Consider the following 21,014-nt stretch of genomic DNA (forward strand, 5'->3'; position numbering starts at 1 on the left):
GTTCTGCTTCCGGCAGGGCTCATGCTTGCGTCGCTATCGGCGCCCGCCTTCGCTCGGGCCGCTGAGCAACAGGCCGGGGGCGATCAACCGGAAAACGAAAATGCGCGTGCGCGCATCCAGGATGAAGGCGAAGCGGCGCTGGAGCGGATGAAACGCGCCGTCGGCAAGGCCAGGGCAGCGAAATCGACTTCACCCGTTCTGCCGGCCAGGCCCGACGCCGCAGCGCAGCGCCGCGCTTTCGAGGGGCTCAAGGCGCGCAGGAACGATCCGGATATGGCGAAACGCGCACAGGCCGACATCGCGGCCGCGCGTGAACGCGTGGCAGCCGAGCGCGACGCCGCCAGTCGCCGGGTTGCGCAGGCACTCGGACTGGAGCAGCCGGAACAGGCAGCGCTGGCCGGAGTGGTATCGCCCGGTACGGGCAAACACTGGGTGCCGGTCCTGTTCGTCTCCTCATCGATGCCGATCGAGACATTGCGCACCTATGCCGGGCAGCTCGAGCGTGCCGGAGGGGTAATGGCCTTTCGCGGGATGCCGGGCGGGATGCGGCAAGTGGCGCCGATGGCGAAACTGTCGGCCGCCATCCTGCGCCGTGATCCGGGCTGCGAAGGGCCGGCCTGCGCCATGCGGGATGTGCAGCTGATCGTCGATCCGCTGGTCTTTCGGCAACATGGCGTCGCCCGGGTTCCCGCGCTGGCGATGATCCCCGGCGATCCGACGCTCCCCTATTGCGAGCGCGACGAGGCGAGCCCTCGCGGTGCGCATCTGGTTCAGGGCGATGCCGCCTTGTCGGGGCTTCTCGAGGAATATGACCGCCTCGGCGGCAGGGAGGAGGTACGGGATGCTCTCGCTCATCTGGCACGGCGGTAAGCGCGCCTGGCGTGAACTGAAAGACCTGCCGCTGCGGGCCGCCGTAGCGCTGGGCGCGAGCGGCCTTGGACAACCGGCGCGGCCCGCGCAGCTCTTCAAGGCCTATGGAATCGTGCTGCCGATCGGCCTTTTCGCTTGGGTAACGATGCCGCAAATCACCCTGGTCATGACGCCTTCGATCGATGCCTGGGTGGTACACCGCTCTGCCGGGCCAGTGCACCGCGGCGATCTCGTCTCCTTCACGCTCGCCGATGCGATCGCCGGCCCCAGGCCCGTCGCCGTCACCAAATATGCGCTGTGCATGCCCGGTGACCGGATCGTCATGGTCGAGAAGCCCGCAAGTCTCGGCCCGGGCCGCAATGGCTGGTATTATTGCAATGACCGGCTGGTTGGCGTCAGCAAGCCAGCGACGCGCAGCGGCAAGAACCTCAGCCACTGGCAGCCGGCAAGCCCGCATATTCCGGACGAGATGATCTTCGTCGGGTCGAGCCATCCCGACGGATATGACAGCCGCTATTATGGCCCGGTCGCCATCGATCGCCTCACCCGGATGGAGAAGCTGCTGTGAAGCGGCTCGCTGTGATAGCAGGCGCGGCCCTCCTCCTGGCTGGATCGGCGGCCGCGCAATCCACGGGCGCCGCGGGTCGCGAAGCGCGCGGGTACTGGTGGTATCAGGCACCGCCCAAGGCAGAGCAGGAGAAGCCCGATCCTGACGCTCTGGTGAAGCCGGTAATCCCGCCTATGGCCGAACTGGCGACCTGGACGCCGCCGAAGATTCGCGCACTGATCGAGCAGCAGCGCGACTATGCGGCGACCGTGCTCACCGTCAATGCCGTCGCCGATTTCTGGCGGCTGCAGGATTTTGCGCGGCGCAAGGCCCGCGCCTTCGCCGGCGTCACCCAGCTTGCCATGCTGACCCATCCCGAGCTCAATGCGAGAGCCGCCAATCCTCTGGTCGGCGAGGCCCGCGATGCGCTCGGCGCCCAGAAGGATCAGGTGCGCCGCCAATATCTGCAGGCGCACGCCGGAGAGTTCGCGCTTGTGATGTTCGCCCGCACCTCCTGCGGTTACTGCAAGGTGCAGTGGCCGATCGTGCTGCGCTTCCAGGACGAGATGGGTTGGCAGGTCAGCCTCATGGACCTCGACCGCAAGCCGGAACTGGGGCAACGTTTCGGGGTCGAAGTGACGCCCACCACCATGGTCATTCGCAGGAACAGTGCCCAGCGTATGGTGATCGCCGCCGGGGTGGAGACCTACCCCAACATCGCGCAGATGGCCTATCAGGCAGTCAGGTTGCTGAGCGGTGATATCCGGCCCGAGCAATGGCTGACAGGTGCCGGCGAAGAGAACGGGTTCTTCGATGCGCTCGCCAATGGGCCGGTTTCCTCGACCGAACCGCGCGTGCTTGGCGGTGATCTCATCGATGCAAGGGAACCGAGGCCGTGAGGCGCTACGGGCGAGTTCGGCTTGCGATAGCCATGGTGATCCTGCCCTGGCTGGCGGTGCCGGCCATCGGCGATGCCCAGCAGATAAACCGGAAAGCTGCGATGCGGGCCGCTGTCCATCCGGTATCGAATGTCGCCGACATGCGCCTGTGGCTTTCCCGCGTACCGGTGACGCGTGACTTCCCCCCCGACTTCCAGATCATGCTGCGCAGTCAGGCTTCGCTTTATGTGATCGAGATCAGCACCGCCCCGGCTTGCCTGCCCTGCGGTGATCTCTGGGCAAAGCTCCAGGCATTCCGCGCGCAGTATGGCTGGCAGGTTCGGACGATCGGCGCTCAGGAGGCGATGCTGCGGTCGGGACGCCTCGGTCTTCCCTGGGTCGGGAACCCGGTCGCCTGGGTCCGCCCCGTCACCGACCCGAACCGCATGGTGCCCATCGCCATCGGCACCGATCACGAAGCCAATATCGCGCGCAATGCCTGGCTTGCCGCCCGGATGCTGACCGGCGCCCGGGCGGCGGTGGGTGTGCGCGCCATGTCGAAATTCACCGGGATCGTCGGCGTGAGGGCGCCGGCCTCCTCCAGCCCGAAGGGACGCTGATCATGGCGGGGCGGCGTCACCCTTCCTCCTCGCCAGGAAGCCTGCCATGGGACATTATCTTCGCCGTTCGACTCTTGCTTTTTGCCTGATCGCCGCCTCGTGCGGCCAGGCGGTTCCGGCCCATGCGCAAAGCTGGGCCGAGAGTTGGTTCGATAATGTCACCTATACTTCGCCCGGCAGTTTCGAGGACCAGACCCGCGGCTATGTGACGGCGGGCGGCATGTCGGGCCGGGTCGACGTTCATGACGATTATCTGATGAGCCTCACCCTGCCCAAGGTGAAGGCGGGCTGCGGCGGCATCGACATGTTTCTGGGCGGCATGTCGTTTCTCGATCCCGACTATCTCGTCCAGAAGCTGGAGACGATCCTCCAGGCCGCACCGGCGGTCGCCTTCCAGTATCTTCTCGAAACGCTGGACGAGAAAATGGGAAATATCCTCTCGAAGATGGAGGCGGCGACCAATTACCTGAATTCGATCCAGGTGAATGACTGCCGCCTCGCCAACCGCATGGTCCAGATCGCCAAGGGCGACGACAACATGTCCGGCATCGTCGAGGAGATGACCGGCTACAAGTCGATCCGCGAAGGCTATGCCAACAGCTGGCAACAGAGCCGCGAGAAGATCCAGGCCAACAAGGGCAATCCGACCGAGGATCTGAAAGACGCGCTCGCCAATTGCCCGGCCGAGGTCACGGACATCTTCAAGACCGGCTCGCTACTCGCGCATGCCGCCTCACGGGTTGGCGCTTCGGATTGGGCGGGCGTCATGCGAGCCCGGGTCGGTGACGTCTACATGCGCTGGGATGGGAACGACAAGGTGCCGATCTTCTCGGCCATCCCCGCCTGCCCGCACCAGGATACCGAAAGCGCCGACGATTTCCTGACAGGCCGCGTTCCGACCCGTGCGCTCAACATTCCCGCTACCGCCGCGGATTGCTCGGTGAACGGCGCTGGACGCGGCGCACTGGTTCTGGCGCGGGAAAGGATGGAGACGGTCGCGGCCAAGATCCGTACCCGGTCAGCGCTCACCACCGAAGAAAAGCAGTTCGTCGCCAATGTACGGACCCTGCCGGTCTATCGCCTGCTCGAATGGGGCGTGCGGCAAGGGCTGACCGACAGCGTCATCGCCGATACCGACGAACTGGTCGCGCTCACCCTCGCCTATCAGATGCTCAATGATCTGACCCGGTCGATCGACTTCGCGCTGCAGAATGCGGAGCGCGGTGCGACCACCGCAGGCGCCGCCGATGCCGAGAACAGCAACATTTGCCAGACCCGCATTCTGACCAAGGGCATCGAGCAATTGCGCGAGCTGCGCGACGAGGTCCTGCGTCAGCGTGCGCAGATGCGCCAGTCCTACATGGCGGCGATGAGCCAGGCGAACCTGTCGGCGAGCTATGCCGGCGTCGTACGCCAGCGCGATCGTGATGCCCGCGACGCTGCGGGCGCCAATGCCAATCGCAACCGGTGAGGCTCGTCATGCGCCGCTTCATCCGCCTTCTTCTCACGCTCCTCGGCTTTCTGGGCGCCACGCCCGCGCTGGCGATCGATGCCAGCTATCACACCTGGGACGGTTTTTCCGAAACGGTCGATGCCTTCCACCTCGTCGCCATGATCTTCAGCGACCCGCGCTATGAGACGCTGGTCGTCATCATCGCGGTGGCCGGTATTGCTCTGGGCGCGGTGCTGGCGAGCATCAAGGGTTCCGGCATGGGTCTTGTCGCCTTCGGCTTTCAGATGCTGATCGGCATCGGCCTGTTCGTGGGAATGATCGCCACGACCGGCACGGTCCATATCTATGACCGGGTGCGCAACGCCTACCAGCCGGTCGGCGACGTGCCCAATCTGATCGTGCTGGTCGCAGGCGTCACCAACCTCATGGAGCGGGCACTTGCCGAAACCATCGACGACAATACCACCGATCCCAACGCGAAGCTGGAGTTCGGTGCCGGCGGTCATGCCTTCGATCTGTTCCTGAACGCGGTCAGTCCGCGCAGTCCGATCGTCGACACGTTCCTCGATGCGACGGTGAAAGACTATGTGCGGCAATGCTATCCGGTGGCGCGTGTTTCGCCGGCCTATGGCGTCGATGACGATCAGCTCTTCCGGACCTCGACCGATCTTCCCGCCTCGTTCGCGGCGATGGCCGGCCCGGCGACATTTTCGACGGTCAATACGGCAAGTGAAAAGGCCGGGACGACGATGAGCTGCGATGCGGCCTGGGGCTATATTGCGGATCGGCTGGCTGACAGCACGTTGTTCGACGCCTATAGCGACCAGGTCTGTGCCCGTACCGGCTTCGACGTGACCCAGGCGACCCAGCGTGATCGCTGCCGCCAGCAAATCGACGGATTGGGCGACATGATGCTCGGACAATCGATGAGCCGGCAGAAGTTCCTAACCAACGTGCTGCTGGGCCAGACCGTTGGCGACGTCCTGTTCGAGGATTCCCCGGCAGCGACCGCGCGGGTGATGGCTAACCGGGCGATCGAGTCAAACGGGCTCGCCACGCTCTCGACCGCCAATGAGTGGATGCCGACGATCCGCGCCTCGGTCTTCGCGATCATGCTGATGATGATGCCGATCGCGCTGCTCTTCATCCTGACGCCGATCAACCTCAGGGTCGCGAGCTTCGCATTGGGGCTGTTCGTGTTCGTGGCGCTATGGGGCGTCATCGACGCGGGCATCTATCAGTTGACCCTGGGGCGGGCGATGGACGTGCTGGCAGAACTGCGCGCCACCCATGTCGCGGCCGATAGCTGGATCCTCGCGCCCTCGGCGGCGATGAAGGCGCTCGCCATCTTCGGCTCGTTCCGGACCGCGGCTGCGGGCCTTGCCGGCGCTTTCGTCTTCACCGTGTTCCGCTTCTCCGGCAATATGTTCACCGCTTTTACGTCCGGCATGCTCGGCGTCCAGGGACAGGGCAGCATGGCGGCGGCGACGGTGGGCACCAGCGAGGGTTATGCCTCGGCGCTGGAAGCGCAGGCTTCGGCCGGCGGCACCCAGGCGCGACGTTCGGCTTCGTCAGGGTTTGGCGATTTCGGCGAGCGCAGCAGCTTTGGCCTGGACCGGGCGTTTGGGGCGGCCGGAACCGTCATGGGCGAGCACGGCGGCGGCGCGGCGGGAACTGCAGCGTTCGGCTTGGGGCGGACCGATGCCGCGCGGGAACTGGGCGGGCTATCCCCTGCCCTTGTCGGACGGGATCTGAGCGATCCCGCCACCGCGCGCGCGATACGCAGCAACGCGGCAACGACAGCGATCCATGGTTTCGCGCAAGGCGATTCACTGCGTAAACTCGGCACGAGCTATTTCGGGGAAGGGCAATCCGGTGAGCGGGCCTTTGCCGCCTTCGCGCAGAACATGGTGCAGTGGAAGGCGTTCGGCGACCAGCGCGCCTATGACATGATGCAATCGGGCGCGCAGCGGCATTTCGAGCGCAATGGCTATGATGCCAGGGACGCCGCACTGAAGGCCTCCACGGTGATCGGGCAGGCAAGCGCCGATCCGACCTTCGCCAAGCTGACAGCCAATGCCTTCGATCAGGAGCAGATGCTGCGCAACGACCTGACTGCGGCGCAGACGCAGGTCGGCGCGATGGAAGGGCGGCGCGACTATGCCGGCGACAGGGTCGCAGCGGTCGAGCGCGGCAATGTCGCGACCGAGCAGGCGCATCGGACCGGGGGGAATCAGGGGCAGCGGCAGGCGGCCGCGATGCTCGGGCTTTCCGTCACCGAAACAAGTCGGCGCATCGGATTCATCAATGCGTTGTCCGGTGAGGCGCGATCGACGGCGATCAGCCAGCTGTCGCGTTCGACCGGGCGCAACGAGGCACAGGTGCTGCGCGCGCTGGAGAGCTACAATGCCGCGGTTCAGGTCGGCACGGCCGATGGTGCGACCGAAGAGGCGGCACGGGAGGGTACCAGCGTCTATGGGCGCACGAGGGAGGCTGCCGGCTATGATTTTGCAGAACGCTCGGGCAAGCTCGATGCCCAGCGGGAGATCGGTCCCGACGGCGTGCGCAGCAATGCGCAGATCGGCGAACAGCGGCGACAGGCCGACAATGCCGGCTTTGCCGAAGGCGCGGCGGCGGCGGGCGTATCGGTTCGTGAGGCTGCGCGGCTCGATTCCTTTATCCGCGCGCTCGCCGGCACGGCCGGCAACCAGGTCGATATGGCCGAAGGCGGCGCGGAAGGGATCGCCGACCGCGCCCGCAACGAGCGGCTGACCGGGATCGTCGACAAGGAGCGTCTCACCCGTGCGCAGGCGCTTCTGCGCGCGCATGGCGTCGAGATGTCCAAGCGACAGATCGCGATGAGCCAGAATGGCGATGTCAGCCTCAACCTGACACCGGAGCTTGCGGTACAGATGTGGCGCGGCGGCCTCATCAACGAGGGCCAGCTCGGTGCAATCGCCAATGGCGGGCACGCGCGGCTCAGCTTCGCGCACAATGATCTGCTCGTTTCCAGCAGCACCGGGTTCAGCCAGTCGGCGCGCAACGACACCAGCACGCGGTTCGAAGCCGGCAAGCAGGCGGGCCCCGATACGGTCGAGCATTTTCTCGGCAGCGGCAAGGAAGGTCAGGCCGCCATGGCCAGCTGGCTTCGCGGTGGGTTCGAGATGGATCGTCGCGGCAACTGGCGGCTCACGCCGCAGGTCGCCGATACGCTCGAGCGCGATGTGACGGCGATCATGGTTCAGACCGGATGGCAGCGGTCGCTTTCGCGGTCGGCGGAGCACTCAACGGCCGATAGTCAGACCATCTCTGGGGATCTCACGGCTTCAGCCTCGCGCGGCGGTGGTTCCGGCGGCAAGGGCAGCGAAGAAAAAGGTGGCGGCAAAAGCAGCGTCACAGGCTCGCTGAGCGGTAAGTTGAACGCCGACATTTCGGACCGAGGATTGGCTGCAGTCTCGGCTCGCTCTTCCATCGACGTGGTGAATTATGATGTCCGAGAGGTCATCGCGTCCGCAGAGAAAGCGGCCGCTCGTTCCGCCCGTCCGGAGGAGACTTTTGCCCAGGAACTTAGTGAGCGAGTGATTGGCAATGATGGTTTGCGCAACCGTTACTTGAAGCAGGCCGATGCTGGGCGCGGAACACTCGATGTCACAGGTCCGGTCATATCGATGGAGCAATCGTCGATCCTTGGTACCGGTCGGCTATTGTTCGATCGCGACAATGGAATGGCTGACGGGGATTCAAGCTTCAAAGAGCGTCGGGATCCGTGATGTCAATCCTGGATCACTCCTATGTGTCGCAGATGGATTTCGCCCGATCGCGGGTCGGACGGATCGGTATATGGATCGATCCCCGGTCTTTGCGGGGACGGTCCTGGCGTAATGATCCACTCTCCGCAGGCGACCTTGGCCTTCAGGAAGCCATATCCGAGGACCGCAACGACAGAGATCGGATTAAAGACGAAGATCAACAGGACCATTGTGTTGACCAGATAGATGTTCAACCGGTCGAAAGGCACCGCAAGCATACCCTCGAGGCCGACCCAGTAGAGCAGCGTCAACGCCCAGGTGACTTTCGCATACCATGGGCGCCAGAACCAGTCCGCAGCGCGCGGCGACGGTTCTTTGGGGATTTCCTGATCCGTCCTCTCGAGTTGATCAACCTGCTGCATGTGCGAAGCCTTTTCGAAGAGAGGAATAACACGGATTGCGAGCGCAAAAAACCGACAGTTTCTCGCGAGCCTGTTGATATGGGTGTGCCGTCATTGCACCGTCCCCTTCCCCCTTCTCGTCACTCTTCTCACTCTCCGCTTCTTCATTTCCGGTTCTCCCGGCCGATATCCGTCGGCTTCTGGCGCCGAGCGGGTCAACGTCCGTGAAAAACAAGACGCGGCCTCCGATCGAGAAGCCTGCGCTGTCGGCAGAGGCGGATGCCGCCATCCTTCGTCTGGCACGTCTTCTTGGGCGTCAGATGGCTCGCGAACTCCACGAGGAACGCATCGCGAAGCAGGCGAGGGATGCGGAGGAGGCCCTTGGAATCGATCGGCAGGCGAATGGCCAGGACGAGAACGGCTGATCGACTTGCAGAGCTTAAACGCGCGATGGCGAGCCGGGGGAAAGACGAGATGAGATGTGCGGTGGCGGAATCCGGGAGAACTGCGATATATGGGCTGGCCGGATTTCAGCATGGGCTCAGCGTCTGCAATGCCGATAGCGAAGCCTGAGGGCGTTCCTGGTTCGTGAGAAATCTGGACGTTTCGCGGCGGATCGAGCGGCTTAGAACAACGAGGAGAGTCGGATGTGAAGGCAGTCCACGAAAATCTGAATGGTCCCTTTGATATCGAAGAGGACATCGCCCTTTATGGCGTTGTGACAGGCAGCGCGACTTTATGCCGTAGAACCAGACTTATCCTCCATGGGACGATCGCCGGCGATTTGAAGGTTGAGAAAGGCGCACACGCAATTTTGCGCGGTACAGTGGCTGGGCGCATCTACAATGATGGAGGCAAAGTCGAGCTTTTTGGCATGGCGGATGCCATATCCAACAGCTCGCGAGACGCCGTGACGATCATCGATCCCGGGGCACACGTGATGGGCAAAGGATGAGCCTGGTGAGAGAGGAAGCGGCTCGTGAGAAAGCTCCGTGATCGAGTCGGCCGGTTCTTGTCGTTGCAGGGGCGCGAATGTCGTCTCGCCCCCTTCACGGCACCGCAGGGCCATGAAGGGGTTGGAATACCGATTCTCCTGCGTGATTTTTTTGGGCTGAGCTGCGACAGAGAGAGCGAGATGATGTTTACCAAATCGATCATGCCGGTTGCTGCGTTTTGCGCGTTGCTCCCCCTTGCGGGCGCTGGTGAGGCCCGAGCCCAGGATGCAACCAGTCCGGCCGTTCTACCTGCTTCCCCTCCAGCCACGCCTGTGGTTCCGAGACAGCCGGGTAGCGTCACCGACGCAGAACTTGAGAAATATGTGAAAGCAGCACTCGCCGTGCAGGATATCGAGCAGGATTCCGCGACGCCCGACGGCGATAAGCAGGCCAGAATGGCAGCGGCTGTCCAGGCTGCGGGATTGACGCCGGAAACGTTCAACCGGATTGGAATGGCCTCACAATCAGACGCGCTTCTTCAGCAACGCATCCAGCTGATTGCCGTTAAAATTCAGGCTGGTTCCGCACCGCGGTAGAGCCCTCTTCGTGCCAGATGGTGCAAGAGCCAGCTTGCGTGCTATGATGATTTGCAGGACGGATAGTCTCACATCGCATGGGAGATGGTGCTGACAGGTAACTGTCATCACAGCGCGGACCGTTACATGCGACTTGCTTTCTTATTTTGCTGGATCAACCGTCATGCTCCCATTCGCTATGGCGTGACCTGGGATGGCCTGAGTTACGTCGGCACCTGTCGTCATTGCGGGGCTCAAATCCGCAGGAGGGCTCGTCGGTCATGGCGTCTGGATTGGCTGCCCGATGGAAAATGAAGTCTATTGGACAGAAAGTGCATAGTCCTGGCGTGTTCTGCGGATTTGTCCGGCGAGTGGGCTCACATTGTCGAGTCTTATGCCCGTCACATGAAAATGGCCAATCGTATCGCCCGGCTGGAACTGGCTGGTCGCTCCAGTCTTTTGCAAGGATATCGGCAATCGCGATCGTTATACGGATGCACCGATCCGTTCCTGAAAGGGAGAGACTTGCATGAGTCGGCTTTGCAAGCTGTTTGGTCATCAGTCCGACTGGAAGCATACTTATGCTAGGGATGGCCATTGGATAGGGATCTGCAAGCGATGCAGCATACCGCTGGTACGCGAGATTGCCGAGACCAGGTGGACCCCTGCTCGAGGTTCCGTAAGCTCAAGCACCGATCGATCATCTGGCATTTCAGGTTTGTAATTTGGTTGGGCCCTAGCCGGTGGCGTAATGTCATCGTAACCGCAGCTTGAGTAAGGGTTCAGGTTAATTATGGTGAGCCTTCGGGGAATAAACGAAGAGGACATTGCGCAAGCACTGCTATCTTTACCAGCAAGCCATTGGCCGCAGGATGAACGCGATTTGCTGCTGTTGTTCAACCATGTGATTGACCGTAGATTTGCTGCTCTATTGTGCAACGATAGCGGGGAAAGCCCACCCGCCACGAAAGAATTGTCTGATCACGGCGGGCGTGGCCGGCGCTGAATTAACTGAATATTAACCGAATTCCTATCTCCTGATGTCGATCGGGTGATGGAAGCAGGAGCATCGTGTCCCCGGTTTTGGAGTGGACACCATATGATCGATTCGCGTCGCGGCCTGCGCCACGATGTCACATATTCCGTTGTCGCCGAGCATCGCCGTCTGGGCGAGATGACGCTGAACATCGCCAACATCTCCGACTAGGGTTTCATGTGCGTTGGCGAAGTCGCCATCGATCGCGGCGAACGCGTGCTGATACAACTGCCGGTGATCGGACGGATCGAAGCCCATTTGGTTTGGACGCATCGAGATCGATCCGGCTTTCAACTGGAAAGGGTCATACGACCCGATGATTTTCGGGCGTTGCTGGCAATTCTCAAGGGCAAGCGCGCGGCGCGCTAAGTGGTGAGGAGTTGTCATTCGCGCAAAAGGGGTGCGTGATAGCCCTTCGCGGGATGACGCCGAAATGATATGGTTATTCCGGTGATGGAATGTTGAGACGGTTACCAAGCCAAGACCTCCGGGCGCGAACAATGTTACAGAAAGATACGGAAACGCTTCGATCACAAGCAGATGCTTCCATTCTCGCACTTGAAGCATGGCTTGTCATTTCCTCTCGCGCGCGCAATTGCCTTGCGCACTTGAACCGGCCCACCGATCCTGCGTCGACCGTGGCAAGTGTTTCGATTGATGAGATGCGGCTGAGCGATTTATCGCGTTGCACCCGGGCGAGCGTGCTTCGTGCGCCTAATCTAGGTCGCGTCAGTTACTGCGAGATCGCGGCGGTCATGGATCGTTATGGCTGGCGTTTTCATGATCAGTGGACCGGCAAGCCCGAGCCGCCGGCGCTCGAGCTCCTAGGATCGTCACTGCCCCGCTATTTGCAAATGGTCACACGGGCGGCTGAAGTGCGAGCGGAGAGATTTGCCGTTGGGCAAAAGATGCGCGGATTGCACGAGCAGGAAGGTTTGAGTGGAGCGGAGATTGGCAGGCTTTTCGGAGTATCGGGCGCAGCGGCGCATGCGAGCATTCAAAAAAATCGTCGCGTTGCGGAGCTGCGCAGGCTCTATCCGCAGCCACCGCCCCCTGCGATATCCTAGCGCATTTTTGAACCGGCTGGCATGATCCGCTCACGAGGAATGTATCGAAAGCAAAGGATGATTAGAGGGATATCCGTTTCAGTTTGATCCGATCACCATCCAAAAGTTTGTTCAAGTCAGATCCAAGCGTTGGACGGATTTTTGGACTGTGCATTACCGGTCGATTCAGTGGAAGCTCACTCTTCCGCGGGGCGTTGATCACAATGCTGGCGATGGTGTATGCCGGAACTCAGCCTGGTTTGACGTTTTCGACGTAAAGAATTGCGTCTTGCACAGTTGTGATCTGCGCCACATCCTCGTCAGATATGGTGATGCCAAACTCATCCTCGAGGGCCATCACCAGTTCCACGACGTCGAGGCTATCGCCACCAAGGTCCTTGAGAAAGCTGGCTTCGGGCGTCACCTGATCAGGATAGACACCCATATTTTCCACTACGATCTTTATGACCCGTTCGGTGATATCGCTCATATGGCCCCCGGCGTTTCGTATCCAATGCGAAAGCGGACGATCATAGATTCGTCGGCTCCGAGTTTTGTCCCAACCGTAGCGATCAGCGCTTACGGACAAATTCCGCACGAAGCACGAGGCCCTTGATGCCGTCGTGCCGACAATCAATTTCCTGCGCATCCCCGGTCAGCCGGATCGATTTAATAACGGTCCCGCGCTTGAGCGTCTGGTTCGCGCCCTTCACCACCAGATCCTTGATGAGCGTCACGCTGTCGCCATCCGTCAGCAGATTACCGACGGCATCGCGAACCTCAATACGCTCCGCTTCCGCACTACGATGCGCCAAGTCAGCAGCGCTCATCCATTCGCCGCTTGCTTCATCATAAACATAATCGTCGCTTTGCTGCATCATATAATTCTTGCTTTCGACTGTCTTCAGCGTTGCACCGCTGGTGCATCCCGGAGCCGTACGCCACGACCCTTGCCTTGGCTGGGCGCGTTGTCGCCAATGAGTTCGATACCAGCTCGCTCAAGTGCCGAAATGACCCTGACAAGCGAGTCCACGACCCCCCGCACCTGCCCGCCGGATGTTTCCATGCGCTGGATCGTCGGCAGCGATACGCCGGCGAGCGCCGCCAATTCTTTCTGGTCGATCCCGAGCAAGGCGCGCGCCGCCCGCAGCTGCTGTGATGTAATCATCCCCCTTTTATGATGCTTCAGACATCAGAATTCAATCTTACAAATTCATGATGCGTATGTTAGGTGAGCGTTCGTGTTCATGTGCCTTCGTTCGTGAACCGGGGACGTGAGCCGTGAACGTTCTGCTGAGCGATGAAACCCGATTTACGAACGAAGGCGCATTGACGGTTCGAATGCCAGAGGCTGCGTTGAGTATAAGTAATGATTCAGATGGATTGGCCCCGATTGAGGGCGCAGACATGCCCGATGCGACACAGGGAGAAGCCGTTCACAGGCTGCTCAAGCGGTTGCCGCAATGGCTGCGTTCCGATCTGGCTTCTTCGGATCCATTACTCCGCGAACGGGCGGAAGAGGCGCTGTTTGCGATGACCATAGCCTGCCTCGGAACCGTGGATAGCCGACAGGCAGGCGAGGTGTCATGAAGCTGGGAGAGCGATTCAGGGGGTTCCTTTTGCTCCAGAACATGATGCTGAAGGATTTCATCAGACATGGCCTTGCTAATCGATCGCTCGCAACTGAGGACGCCGCGCGCCTGCACCGGGTAGCAAGCCTGAATCTTCAGGAAATTGCCCGGTGGGACAGGGATCTTTCGAGTGGCGGCGTGAGCAAGCCGTTTGGTAAAGATCACGCCGAATGAACCGGTATGGCCGGAAAATATGGGGGGTTGCAGCGTGTTTCGCCGCTCTTGCAGGCTATGTCGATGCCTTGGGCTTCCTCTATCTGGGAGGTTTTTTCGTCTCTTTTATGAGCGGCAACTCAACGCGGCTTGCGGTCGGCCTGAGTACGCATTTGTCGGACGCGGCGACGGCGGCCGGATTGATCGGATCGTTTGTGGTCGGCGTGATGCTGGGTTCGTTTTGTGGCCGTGTGATTCAGCGTTCCAGGCATAGCGCGCTGATATATCTCATCGCGGTCATGCTATCGGCGGCGGCGCTGCTCGCCATGTTCGGCGCCAATTGGGCAGCCGCCGCCGTGCTGGCGATGGCGATGGGCGCGGAGAACGCGCTCTTCGAGCGCGATGGAGAGGTCCAGATCGGCCTCACTTATATGACCGGCACGCTTGTGAAGTTCGGGCAGCACCTGCTTTCCGCTTTGATGGGTGGCGATCGCTTGGGGTGGTTGCCCTATCTGCTGCTATGGATTGGCCTGGTATCGGGCGCCATCCTGGGTGCTCTGAGCTATCGGCTTGTAGGGCACTTTGCGATCTGGGTAGCAGCGGGCGCTGCATTGCTTTTGGCGTCATGGCTTCATCACCGGCCCGTCCCGCTCGCAGGTCCGATCAGGAGAGCGGGTAAATGACAGACGGGATCCCGCGCTCTGCCGACATCGATCTCGACATGTTTTACGATGTCGTTTTTGGTTTGCGCCTCGAACGTCCGGATCCTGGGTCAACTCTCCCTGACCGTTTTGGCAGCGCCAGCCATATTCCGGTTTCGCTGGATGCCCCCTTCGGCCCAACCGGCCCAATGTTGTTTCGCTTTGGAGACATACTCTCGCTCTTGTTCGGCTGGTCAACCGTTCAAAGCGGCATGCGGGTCAGCGATCCAGATCATCTGCTGTTCGATTATACGCGCGTGATGATGGGTTTCAGGCTGTTCAGGCCAGCGCCAAAGCATATCGAGATGATCGGCTTGGGCGGCGGATCGCTTGCCAAGGCGTGCTATCGCTCGCTTCCGGATTGCGACATCACGGTGATCGAGATCGATCCGGAGGTGATTGCCCTGCGACGGCACTTCCACATCCCGCCGGACGATCACAGATTTCGCGTGATATGTGCCGACGGCGCCGACTATATCGCTGCGTCCACTGGCAAGCCGGATATCCTGTTCGTCGACGGTTTCGACAGCAAAGGCCTTTCCCCAACACTAAGTCATCAAGCCTTCTACGATAGCTGCCGCGCACGACTCGACCCTGATGGCTTACTGGTCGCCAACCTCTGCGACAACTCCACGGCCTTTGCGACACTTGTGCGTCGCATAGCTGCAAGTTTCGATGGTCGGGCGATCGCAATCCCAGCGGAAAAGAGAGGCAATCGCGTCGTCTTCGCCAGTCCCGAAGCCAGCTTTCCACCCTCGCTGGAGATAATTGACAGTGCAGCCCAACGTCTTCGCCTTACCGACAGAGTCAATTACTCGATCAAAGCTAGGCGGATCAAACAAGCACTCCGCCGCTGGATTGTGAATAATCCGCAGGGGCAAAATTTCCCGAACCCCTGTTAACTACACGGATCAGACAGATACAGAATGTGGGCGAGTGGCACAGGGACCCCAACCATCGATATCAGACTCGCACTCGAGCGCGTTGCCGGAGTCGCTCATAGAGCGCGACCTCGGCTTCATGCGATATCTCGACGCTGACTGCGAAATCTTGCTGCCCGGCGTCTCCCGCCCACCCTCCTGCACACCGCACCACCAAATAATAGGTGTCGCCATAGGTGCTGATGTCGCGTGAAAAGGTCACGGCAGCGGTTTGCAGGCTCGACTTCTCCCGAAGGGTCGAACTGGGCAAAAGCTTGCAGTTGAAGCGCGACGCCATGTCGGGCACGGCGCCTTCCGCTACCGTTCGTCGGCGAAAATGCTCGAAGATGTCGTCTGGCGCGCAACCGCGAATGAGCCGGAAGTTCATCGAGACGCCGTTGTAATCCAGCCTACTGTGCCGCACCGGCGGATCATAAGCGAGACTGATCCGAATCGTGCGCCGGCCCCGTTCGGTCTGGAATGGTTCAGGTATTGGAATCTGATAGACCGCGAAATGATCGATCGACAGGGCATCCTCGGCGTAGAGGACAACGCGCGCATCATCGGAGAAAGCCGCCCGCTCACTGTCCACTCGGCCATAGCCGCACAAGGCCCGCTCTGCCCCGTCACCAAGGCCTGCGAGACGCCGTGTGCTCTCGTCCGGGATGGATGCACTTCCGGCCAGGAGCGCGCGCACGAGATTGGCTGAAGCATCAGGAAAGCGGGCCAAAATCTGGCTGGCCTTGAAGGCTACCAGCGGCGCCGCATGTGACGTACCTGAGCGGGCCGCAAACAAACGATCGACCGGACGGTAATGAAGCGACATGACACCGGCCTCGGGGCGAACTTCGCCGCCTTGTAAAGAAGCGGTCGGCCCGTCGTAGATCAGGGTGCCGCCGACGTCGGTGAAATCCGGCTTGATCGCGCCACGCACTCCCGGTCCTGCGCGGGAGAAAGGCGATGGCTCGAACATATCGGTGATAGGCCGCACCCCAACATTGTCTTGGGCGCGTCGACTAAGTCCATTGCCATGCGCGATCGCTCCAACTGTCACGATGTTCATGCCGCCGGCCGGTTCGCACAATCGGTTGGCATCCTCCATCAGATAGGCTGGATAGTTGGTGACGGCTTCCTCGATCCGCATTCCTCGCCGCGGTTGGCGGTTTCCTGCGGCGACAACAATGACGACATCAAGTTCGCGGACGAGCTCATCGAGCGTCTGTGCCCACGGACCAACCTTGCCGCCTTCAACCACCTTGGTACGATCGCCCAGTGCGATGACGAAGATCCGGCATCCGAACTCCTCATTCAGCCGGGTGATGGCTTCACGCATGAGGCGAGGGGCCAGGCGGCTGCTGGGGAAATTGCCGGTGTTGTCGATGACTTTTGCCGAACAGAGTCGGGCCTGGCGCACCAAACTGGGAGTGCTGAGTTGGGCACGCAGATCGCCGAAGGTAGCAATCCCTCCGACGAAGGTTCCATGGCCATGATCGTCCGCAGTACCCAGAGTATCGGGAATGGCGATAGAACCGACGATGATATCTTCAATCAGCGGATGGTCGTTTACTCCGCTATCGATGATGCCGATGAGCGGTGCGTCATCGTCGAGTGCTTCCGGGTCGGGAAGTTCGGCGATAGTGAGATCGATATTCTGCGCGGTGAGGAGATCGGGTTCTGGGGGTAAATCCACTTCCGCGATCTCCTCGATCGTCAGTAGTGCTCGCACAAGCCCACCATCGCAGCGAAGTCGGACCAAAGTCAGGTTAGGCCCGATGTGCCGGTCGAGTTCCTCGCCGTCGCGGGCTTCGGCATAGGCCACGATATCGTCGATCTTGCGTTCACGCAGATCGCGGCGTCCGAGATCCCATAGTTCGATATCGACGACATAGGATTGGCCTGGCTGGAAATCCTCGACATCGACCAGTCCAGCTTCGCGCGCCCGCATGCCGATCCGGTCTCTGGGGGCCACGTCGCCGATAGATTCAATATTGGCGATAAACCCGGCGAAGGAGGGGTTCTGCTGCCCTGCCGGAGTGCCTCTGCCGTAGCTTTCGAGCTTACCGCGGAAGGCGGTCAGTTCGTCACTGGTAGAGAACAGAACCAGCGTACGATCCTCGTCGATCGAGAGAACCGTGAGGCCGACCTTATTCCATTCCTCTTCGAGCAGCGGCCCACTCATCTGAACCCGGAGGATCAATGCAGGATCGACAGCATCGGCGCGGCGCCGACGTTGCTGAACCGCAACTGCCTGATTGAGTTCCTGCCCTAGGCGTTCACTATGCCCACCAGGATTGCGCGCCGGCGGCGGGCCACCACCGCCAGTTTTTCGGCGCGGCATCCGCTCGGGCAAGCGGACAAGCTGCAAATGATCATATTGTGCCACTCGGGGCGAATCAGACAGCGGTCATGCGGGAAGTCCGGCGTCGGCGGCGACGCTCATCGGCAATGGCATCCAAAAAGTCCCTCTCCCTGACGAGTTTTCTTTTATCGATGATCGAGGCCTTGATCGCCTGAAGGCACAGACGCTCCAGTTCAGCGTAGGAATAGCCCTCAAGCTCGGCGAGATGCGCTTCCGGCTCGAAGCTCACAGCAACATTCTTGAAACGCATCTTGAGGAAGCGCGCGATCATCCTCGTGTCAGGGCGATCGAACCAGATCACCTCGTCGAAGCGGCGCCAGATGGCCGGGTCTAGCGATTGGTCGAGATTGGTGGCAGCGACCACAAAGCCCTTGGGTTGAATTCGGTCGATGAAGATTAGCAGGCTGTTGACGACGCGCCGCAGTTCATTGTGCTCACCATCCTCATCGCGTGCGCGGGCCAGAGCATCGAACTCGTCAAAAAACAGGACGGAAGGTTGTTTGCGGGCGAACTCGAAAATCTTGCGAACGTTGGTGGCCGTTTCCCCCAGATAGGAGGAGATCAGCCGGTCAAGCTTTACGATGTAGAGAGGCAGCCCCAATTCGCCGGCGAAGATTTCAGCGCACAGCGTTTTGCCGCAACCGGGCGGTCCGCAGAAGAGGAGCTTTGAACGCACGGCAAGACCCCGCCGGCGGATCGTGTCCGCAGCCCGGGATTCACGCAGCAGCCCAAGAAAAATACGAATATTTTCCGGAGACAGGATGATGTCCTGCTTGTTGTGCGTCGGCTCCACCAATTCGACGAAATCACCCGCCGCTTCTGGGAACGGAATGAGCGGCGCCAAGGCTTTTGGACGGGAAGAACGGGCTGGGCCAGCATCGAGGGATCGGCGAAGCGAACGAGCCAGGACACGGTTGTTCTTCTTTTCCTCTTCACCGATAATTTCTTCGGCGACGGCGCGGAATTCCTCCTCCCGTCCGTAGCTTGCCAGCAGCTTTTTCATCAACTCACCGCGCGCCATCGTTCCTTGCCGTATATTTGCTCCAAGGGAGCATAGCTGGTTTGCGGAATTTCGCCATATGTTCCGGCAAGCCTCAGGCTCTTTTCCGGAACGATGGATTTCGGAGCAAAGTAAGCGCATTGATAAGCCAGTGTTCGGAATTGATCCCTTGTGGAGAGGGCCGGGGCTTCAGATCGCCGCGAGTGCTCGCGGTCTCAACCAACGCATATTTGGCCTCCAAAGCAGATCATGTTAGTTTTCTCCCATCCAGGAGACAGAAATGACCCGCGCAGCGCTTTACGCCCGCTATTCCGATGACAAGCAGAGCCCTGCTTCCATCGAGGATCAGCTTTTGATCTGCCGCGAACAGGCTGCTCGAGAAGGTTGGCGCATCGTCGGTAGCTACAAGGATGCCGCAATCTCGGGTGCGAGTGTCATCCTACGGCCCGGCATTCAGGCGCTGCTTCAGGACGCTCAGATGGGCCGCTTCGATGTACTGCTCGCTGAGGCGCTCGATCGCGTGTCCCGCGATCAGGCCGATGTCGCGACATTGTACAAGAACCTTCAGTTTGCGGGCGTGAAGATCGTCACATTGGCCGAGGGGGAGGTTTCAGAACTGCACGTCGGCCTCAAGGGCACGATGAACGCGCTTTTCCTCAAGGATCTTGCCAAGAAGACCCATCGCGGTCTTCGCGGGCGTGTCGAGAAGGGTAAATCGGGCGGCGGCCTCTGCTATGGCTATGATGTCGTGCGTCGTTTTTCCAGCGAAGGTGAGGCAGTTCACGGCGAGCGCACGATCAACGACGCTGAAGCGGAAGTTATACGTCAGGTTTTCCGGCAGTTCGCCAATGGTCTCAGCCCGCATGCAATTGCCTGCCGCCTCAATGAGGCGGGGATAGCCGCACCGACCGGCAAGCTCTGGACATCGACCACGGTCCGGGGTCACGCAAAGCGTGGGACAGGTTTGATCAATAATGAGCTCTACATCGGCAGGCTGGTCTGGAACCGCCTTCGCTATCTGAAGAATCCCCAGACCGGCAAGCGTGTCTCCCGTATCAATCCGCAGTCCGAGTGGATCGTTACCGAAGTGCCTCATCTGCGGATCCTGGACGACGAACTCTGGCAGGCCGCAAAAGCGCGACAGGAAGATATCGCGATCCAATATGCCGGCGTCATCGAAGCGACGCGCTCGGCCCATAATGCGATGAACCGGACTCATCGCCCGAGGAGCCTGCTGTCCGGCCTTGTTTACTGCGGTTGCTGCGGCGGGTCTTATACCCTTCGCGGGCAGGGGCGGTTTGCATGTTCGAATCACATAGACACGAGAAGCTGTTCGAACGGAAACAGCATTGCGCGCGAGAAGCTGGAGGCGCGTGTTCTTGATGGTTTGCGTGACCGGTTGATGAGCCCCGAAGTTGCCGCCGAAGCCATTCACACCTGCATCGAAGAAACCAATCGCCTCAATCGCCAGCGCCGTGCCACAGACAGCGCAGATCGGGCTGAGCTCGACAAGGTGCTGAAGGCGATCAAGGGACTGGTGACGCTCGCAACGGAAGGCAAAGGAACGCGCTCGCTAGTTGATCAACTGCTCGAACTCGAGGCGCAGGAAGACGCAATTCGCGCCCGGCTCGCTGCGGCTCCCGCCGATGTCCCGGACATTCATCCGAATATCTCGGAGATTTATTGCCGCAAGGTGGAGCGGTTTGCCCAAGCCCTGGCGCATCCAGAGGAGCGGCAGGAGGCGGCCGATGCGCTTCGTACGCTTATCGAGCGCATCGTTCTGACGCCAGGAGCCAAGCGGGGTGAAGTCAACGCCATGCTGCACGGAGAATTCGGGACGATCCTCGAATGGCTGGAGCGGCGCGAATCCGCTAAAAACGACACCACCCCCGGCGCTTTCGCGTCGGGGGTGTCCGGTATGTCGGTTTCTGTGGTTGCGGGAGTAGGATTTGAACCTACGACCTTCAGGTTATGAGCCTGACGAGCTACCGGGCTGCTCCATCCCGCGCCAACATATGTCGCCTCAATGAGGCGATATAAGAAAATGAATGGGTTTTGTGCGTGTGTAACAAAGCGCGAGCTATAATGCCTGGCGACGCCCTACTCTTCCGGGGCTTGAGCCACAGTACCATTGGCGCAG

23 protein-coding genes, 1 tRNA gene and 1 pseudogene are annotated in these 21,014 nt (G+C 60.7%); 16 read left to right on the top strand and 9 right to left on the bottom strand.

Translation table 11 applies throughout. From position 1 onward, the window contains the following. Positions 1 to 21: 21 nt before the first annotated feature. From BMX92_RS23405 to BMX92_RS23430, 6 genes are read left to right on the top strand one after another with little or no spacing between them, the layout of a single operon-like run. On the top strand, positions 22 to 870 hold the full coding sequence (locus BMX92_RS23405) for a type-F conjugative transfer system pilin assembly protein TrbC (RefSeq protein WP_256213578.1): 849 nt from the start codon (positions 22 to 24) through the stop codon (positions 868 to 870). Further along, complete coding sequence (locus tag BMX92_RS23410; protein WP_093021068.1) at positions 842 to 1,438, top strand: S26 family signal peptidase; 597 nt, start codon at positions 842 to 844, stop codon at positions 1,436 to 1,438. The genes BMX92_RS23405 and BMX92_RS23410 overlap by 29 nt, the downstream gene beginning before the upstream one ends. After that, on the top strand, positions 1,435 to 2,316 hold the full coding sequence (locus tag BMX92_RS23415; RefSeq protein WP_093021070.1) for a conjugal transfer protein TraF: 882 nt from the start codon (positions 1,435 to 1,437) through the stop codon (positions 2,314 to 2,316). The genes BMX92_RS23410 and BMX92_RS23415 overlap by 4 nt, the downstream gene beginning before the upstream one ends. A gap of 32 nt (positions 2,317 to 2,348) precedes the next feature. Next, positions 2,349 to 2,915, top strand: a complete 567-nt coding sequence (locus BMX92_RS23420; protein ID WP_093021072.1) for a hypothetical protein — start codon at positions 2,349 to 2,351, stop codon at positions 2,913 to 2,915. Between the two features lie 46 nt (positions 2,916 to 2,961). After that, on the top strand, positions 2,962 to 4,386 hold the full coding sequence (locus tag BMX92_RS23425; RefSeq protein ID WP_093021074.1) for a conjugal transfer protein TraH: 1,425 nt from the start codon (positions 2,962 to 2,964) through the stop codon (positions 4,384 to 4,386). An 8-nt stretch (positions 4,387 to 4,394) separates the two neighbouring features. After that, positions 4,395 to 8,138 carry a conjugal transfer protein TraG N-terminal domain-containing protein gene (locus BMX92_RS23430; protein ID WP_093021076.1) on the top strand — a complete coding sequence of 1,248 codons (3,744 nt, stop codon included), beginning with the start codon at positions 4,395 to 4,397 and terminating at the stop codon, positions 8,136 to 8,138. A gap of 2 nt (positions 8,139 to 8,140) precedes the next feature. On the opposite strand, the gene BMX92_RS23435 is transcribed toward BMX92_RS23430, so the two are convergent. Further along, a complete protein-coding gene (locus BMX92_RS23435; RefSeq protein ID WP_093021078.1) occupies positions 8,141 to 8,539 on the bottom strand; it encodes a hypothetical protein in 399 nt (132 codons plus the stop codon). A 203-nt stretch (positions 8,540 to 8,742) separates the two neighbouring features. Between BMX92_RS23435 and BMX92_RS23440 the strand changes: the two genes are divergently transcribed. From BMX92_RS23440 to BMX92_RS28465, 4 genes are all read left to right on the top strand, one after another. Continuing rightward, complete coding sequence (locus BMX92_RS23440; RefSeq protein ID WP_093021080.1) at positions 8,743 to 8,943, top strand: hypothetical protein; 201 nt, start codon at positions 8,743 to 8,745, stop codon at positions 8,941 to 8,943. A gap of 224 nt (positions 8,944 to 9,167) precedes the next feature. Further along, positions 9,168 to 9,473: a hypothetical protein gene (locus tag BMX92_RS23445; RefSeq protein ID WP_093021083.1), complete on the top strand. Its 306-nt coding sequence runs from the start codon at positions 9,168 to 9,170 to the stop codon at positions 9,471 to 9,473. A gap of 180 nt (positions 9,474 to 9,653) precedes the next feature. Continuing rightward, positions 9,654 to 10,049 carry a DUF4168 domain-containing protein gene (locus BMX92_RS23450; RefSeq protein ID WP_093021086.1) on the top strand — a complete coding sequence of 132 codons (396 nt, stop codon included), beginning with the start codon at positions 9,654 to 9,656 and terminating at the stop codon, positions 10,047 to 10,049. A gap of 508 nt (positions 10,050 to 10,557) precedes the next feature. Further along, positions 10,558 to 10,752 carry a DUF1660 family phage protein gene (locus BMX92_RS28465; RefSeq protein ID WP_143066861.1) on the top strand — a complete coding sequence of 65 codons (195 nt, stop codon included), beginning with the start codon at positions 10,558 to 10,560 and terminating at the stop codon, positions 10,750 to 10,752. 306 nt (positions 10,753 to 11,058) lie between these two features. On the opposite strand, the gene BMX92_RS28470 is transcribed toward BMX92_RS28465, so the two are convergent. After that, on the bottom strand, positions 11,059 to 11,598 hold the full coding sequence (locus BMX92_RS28470; RefSeq protein WP_177185221.1) for a hypothetical protein: 540 nt from the start codon (positions 11,596 to 11,598) through the stop codon (positions 11,059 to 11,061). On the opposite strand from BMX92_RS28470, the gene BMX92_RS27085 reads away from it, so the two are divergent. Next, complete coding sequence (locus BMX92_RS27085; protein WP_143066862.1) at positions 11,565 to 12,131, top strand: hypothetical protein; 567 nt, start codon at positions 11,565 to 11,567, stop codon at positions 12,129 to 12,131. The two genes, BMX92_RS28470 and BMX92_RS27085, sit on opposite strands and share 34 nt — an antisense overlap. A gap of 229 nt (positions 12,132 to 12,360) precedes the next feature. Here BMX92_RS27085 and BMX92_RS23460 read toward each other — a convergent pair whose 3' ends face one another. The 3 genes from BMX92_RS23460 to BMX92_RS23470 all read right to left on the bottom strand — a co-directional run bounded on the left by BMX92_RS23460 (position 12,361) and on the right by BMX92_RS23470 (position 13,278). After that, a complete protein-coding gene (locus BMX92_RS23460) occupies positions 12,361 to 12,600 on the bottom strand; it encodes an acyl carrier protein (RefSeq protein WP_093021087.1) in 240 nt (79 codons plus the stop codon). An 82-nt stretch (positions 12,601 to 12,682) separates the two neighbouring features. Next, positions 12,683 to 12,988 carry an alkylphosphonate utilization protein gene (locus BMX92_RS23465; protein ID WP_093021103.1) on the bottom strand — a complete coding sequence of 102 codons (306 nt, stop codon included), beginning with the start codon at positions 12,986 to 12,988 and terminating at the stop codon, positions 12,683 to 12,685. 26 nt (positions 12,989 to 13,014) lie between these two features. Beyond that, positions 13,015 to 13,278 carry a helix-turn-helix domain-containing protein gene (locus tag BMX92_RS23470; RefSeq protein WP_093021089.1) on the bottom strand — a complete coding sequence of 88 codons (264 nt, stop codon included), beginning with the start codon at positions 13,276 to 13,278 and terminating at the stop codon, positions 13,015 to 13,017. A gap of 113 nt (positions 13,279 to 13,391) precedes the next feature. On the opposite strand from BMX92_RS23470, the gene BMX92_RS28475 reads away from it, so the two are divergent. From BMX92_RS28475 to BMX92_RS23490, 4 genes are read left to right on the top strand one after another with little or no spacing between them, the layout of a single operon-like run. Then, positions 13,392 to 13,700, top strand: a complete 309-nt coding sequence (locus BMX92_RS28475) for a hypothetical protein (RefSeq protein ID WP_371262520.1) — start codon at positions 13,392 to 13,394, stop codon at positions 13,698 to 13,700. Next, entirely contained in the window at positions 13,697 to 13,915 is a 219-nt protein-coding gene (locus tag BMX92_RS23480) for a hypothetical protein (RefSeq protein ID WP_093021091.1), read from the top strand. Before BMX92_RS28475 ends, BMX92_RS23480 begins: the two co-directional genes overlap by 4 nt. Further along, the gene (locus BMX92_RS23485; protein ID WP_093021093.1) at positions 13,912 to 14,577 is read left to right on the top strand and encodes a YoaK family protein; all 666 of its coding nucleotides are present in this window, start codon (positions 13,912 to 13,914) and stop codon (positions 14,575 to 14,577) included. Before BMX92_RS23480 ends, BMX92_RS23485 begins: the two co-directional genes overlap by 4 nt. Next, positions 14,574 to 15,497: a fused MFS/spermidine synthase gene (locus tag BMX92_RS23490; RefSeq protein ID WP_093021095.1), complete on the top strand. Its 924-nt coding sequence runs from the start codon at positions 14,574 to 14,576 to the stop codon at positions 15,495 to 15,497. The genes BMX92_RS23485 and BMX92_RS23490 overlap by 4 nt, the downstream gene beginning before the upstream one ends. Before the next feature lie 61 nt (positions 15,498 to 15,558). Here the strand turns inward: BMX92_RS23490 and BMX92_RS23495 are convergent, their stop codons facing one another. Next, entirely contained in the window at positions 15,559 to 17,898 is a 2,340-nt protein-coding gene (locus BMX92_RS23495) for a S8 family peptidase (protein WP_093021097.1), read from the bottom strand. A 10-nt stretch (positions 17,899 to 17,908) separates the two neighbouring features. Continuing rightward, positions 17,909 to 18,895: an AAA family ATPase gene (locus BMX92_RS23500; RefSeq protein WP_093021099.1), complete on the bottom strand. Its 987-nt coding sequence runs from the start codon at positions 18,893 to 18,895 to the stop codon at positions 17,909 to 17,911. 259 nt (positions 18,896 to 19,154) lie between these two features. Here BMX92_RS23500 and BMX92_RS28175 point away from each other — a divergent pair. Beyond that, positions 19,155 to 20,207: pseudogene (locus BMX92_RS28175) on the top strand (recombinase family protein); the annotation flags it as partial. 240 nt (positions 20,208 to 20,447) lie between these two features. Here the strand turns inward: BMX92_RS28175 and BMX92_RS28180 are convergent. Then, positions 20,448 to 20,699: a hypothetical protein gene (locus BMX92_RS28180; protein WP_256213579.1), complete on the bottom strand. Its 252-nt coding sequence runs from the start codon at positions 20,697 to 20,699 to the stop codon at positions 20,448 to 20,450. A gap of 106 nt (positions 20,700 to 20,805) precedes the next feature. Then, positions 20,806 to 20,882 (bottom strand) — tRNA-Met (locus BMX92_RS23510). Positions 20,883 to 21,014: the final 132 nt, after the last annotated feature.

The organism is Sphingobium sp. YR768 (genome assembly GCF_900111125.1).
Classification (GTDB): domain Bacteria; phylum Pseudomonadota; class Alphaproteobacteria; order Sphingomonadales; family Sphingomonadaceae; genus Sphingobium.

Bases quoted from the DNA above. Each gene is read 5' to 3' on its own strand.
- BMX92_RS23425 (WP_093021074.1), top strand. From the start codon at position 2,962: ATGGGACATTATCTTCGCCGTTCGACTCTTGCTTTTTGCCTGATCGCC.
- BMX92_RS23410 (WP_093021068.1), top strand. From the start codon at position 842: ATGCTCTCGCTCATCTGGCACGGCGGTAAGCGCGCCTGGCGTGAACTG.
- BMX92_RS23430 (WP_093021076.1), top strand. From the start codon at position 4,395: ATGCGCCGCTTCATCCGCCTTCTTCTCACGCTCCTCGGCTTTCTGGGC.
- BMX92_RS23485 (WP_093021093.1), top strand. From the start codon at position 13,912: ATGAACCGGTATGGCCGGAAAATATGGGGGGTTGCAGCGTGTTTCGCC.
- BMX92_RS23460 (WP_093021087.1), bottom strand. From the start codon at position 12,600: ATGAGCGATATCACCGAACGGGTCATAAAGATCGTAGTGGAAAATATG.
- BMX92_RS23470 (WP_093021089.1), bottom strand. From the start codon at position 13,278: ATGATTACATCACAGCAGCTGCGGGCGGCGCGCGCCTTGCTCGGGATC.
- BMX92_RS23450 (WP_093021086.1), top strand. From the start codon at position 9,654: ATGATGTTTACCAAATCGATCATGCCGGTTGCTGCGTTTTGCGCGTTG.
- BMX92_RS28465 (WP_143066861.1), top strand. From the start codon at position 10,558: ATGAGTCGGCTTTGCAAGCTGTTTGGTCATCAGTCCGACTGGAAGCAT.
- BMX92_RS23500 (WP_093021099.1), bottom strand. From the start codon at position 18,895: ATGGCGCGCGGTGAGTTGATGAAAAAGCTGCTGGCAAGCTACGGACGG.
- BMX92_RS23405 (WP_256213578.1), top strand. From the start codon at position 22: ATGCTTGCGTCGCTATCGGCGCCCGCCTTCGCTCGGGCCGCTGAGCAA.
- BMX92_RS23490 (WP_093021095.1), top strand. From the start codon at position 14,574: ATGACAGACGGGATCCCGCGCTCTGCCGACATCGATCTCGACATGTTT.
- BMX92_RS23420 (WP_093021072.1), top strand. From the start codon at position 2,349: ATGGTGATCCTGCCCTGGCTGGCGGTGCCGGCCATCGGCGATGCCCAG.
- BMX92_RS23465 (WP_093021103.1), bottom strand. From the start codon at position 12,988: ATGCAGCAAAGCGACGATTATGTTTATGATGAAGCAAGCGGCGAATGG.
- BMX92_RS23480 (WP_093021091.1), top strand. From the start codon at position 13,697: ATGAAGCTGGGAGAGCGATTCAGGGGGTTCCTTTTGCTCCAGAACATG.
- BMX92_RS23435 (WP_093021078.1), bottom strand. From the start codon at position 8,539: ATGCAGCAGGTTGATCAACTCGAGAGGACGGATCAGGAAATCCCCAAA.
- BMX92_RS27085 (WP_143066862.1), top strand. From the start codon at position 11,565: ATGTTACAGAAAGATACGGAAACGCTTCGATCACAAGCAGATGCTTCC.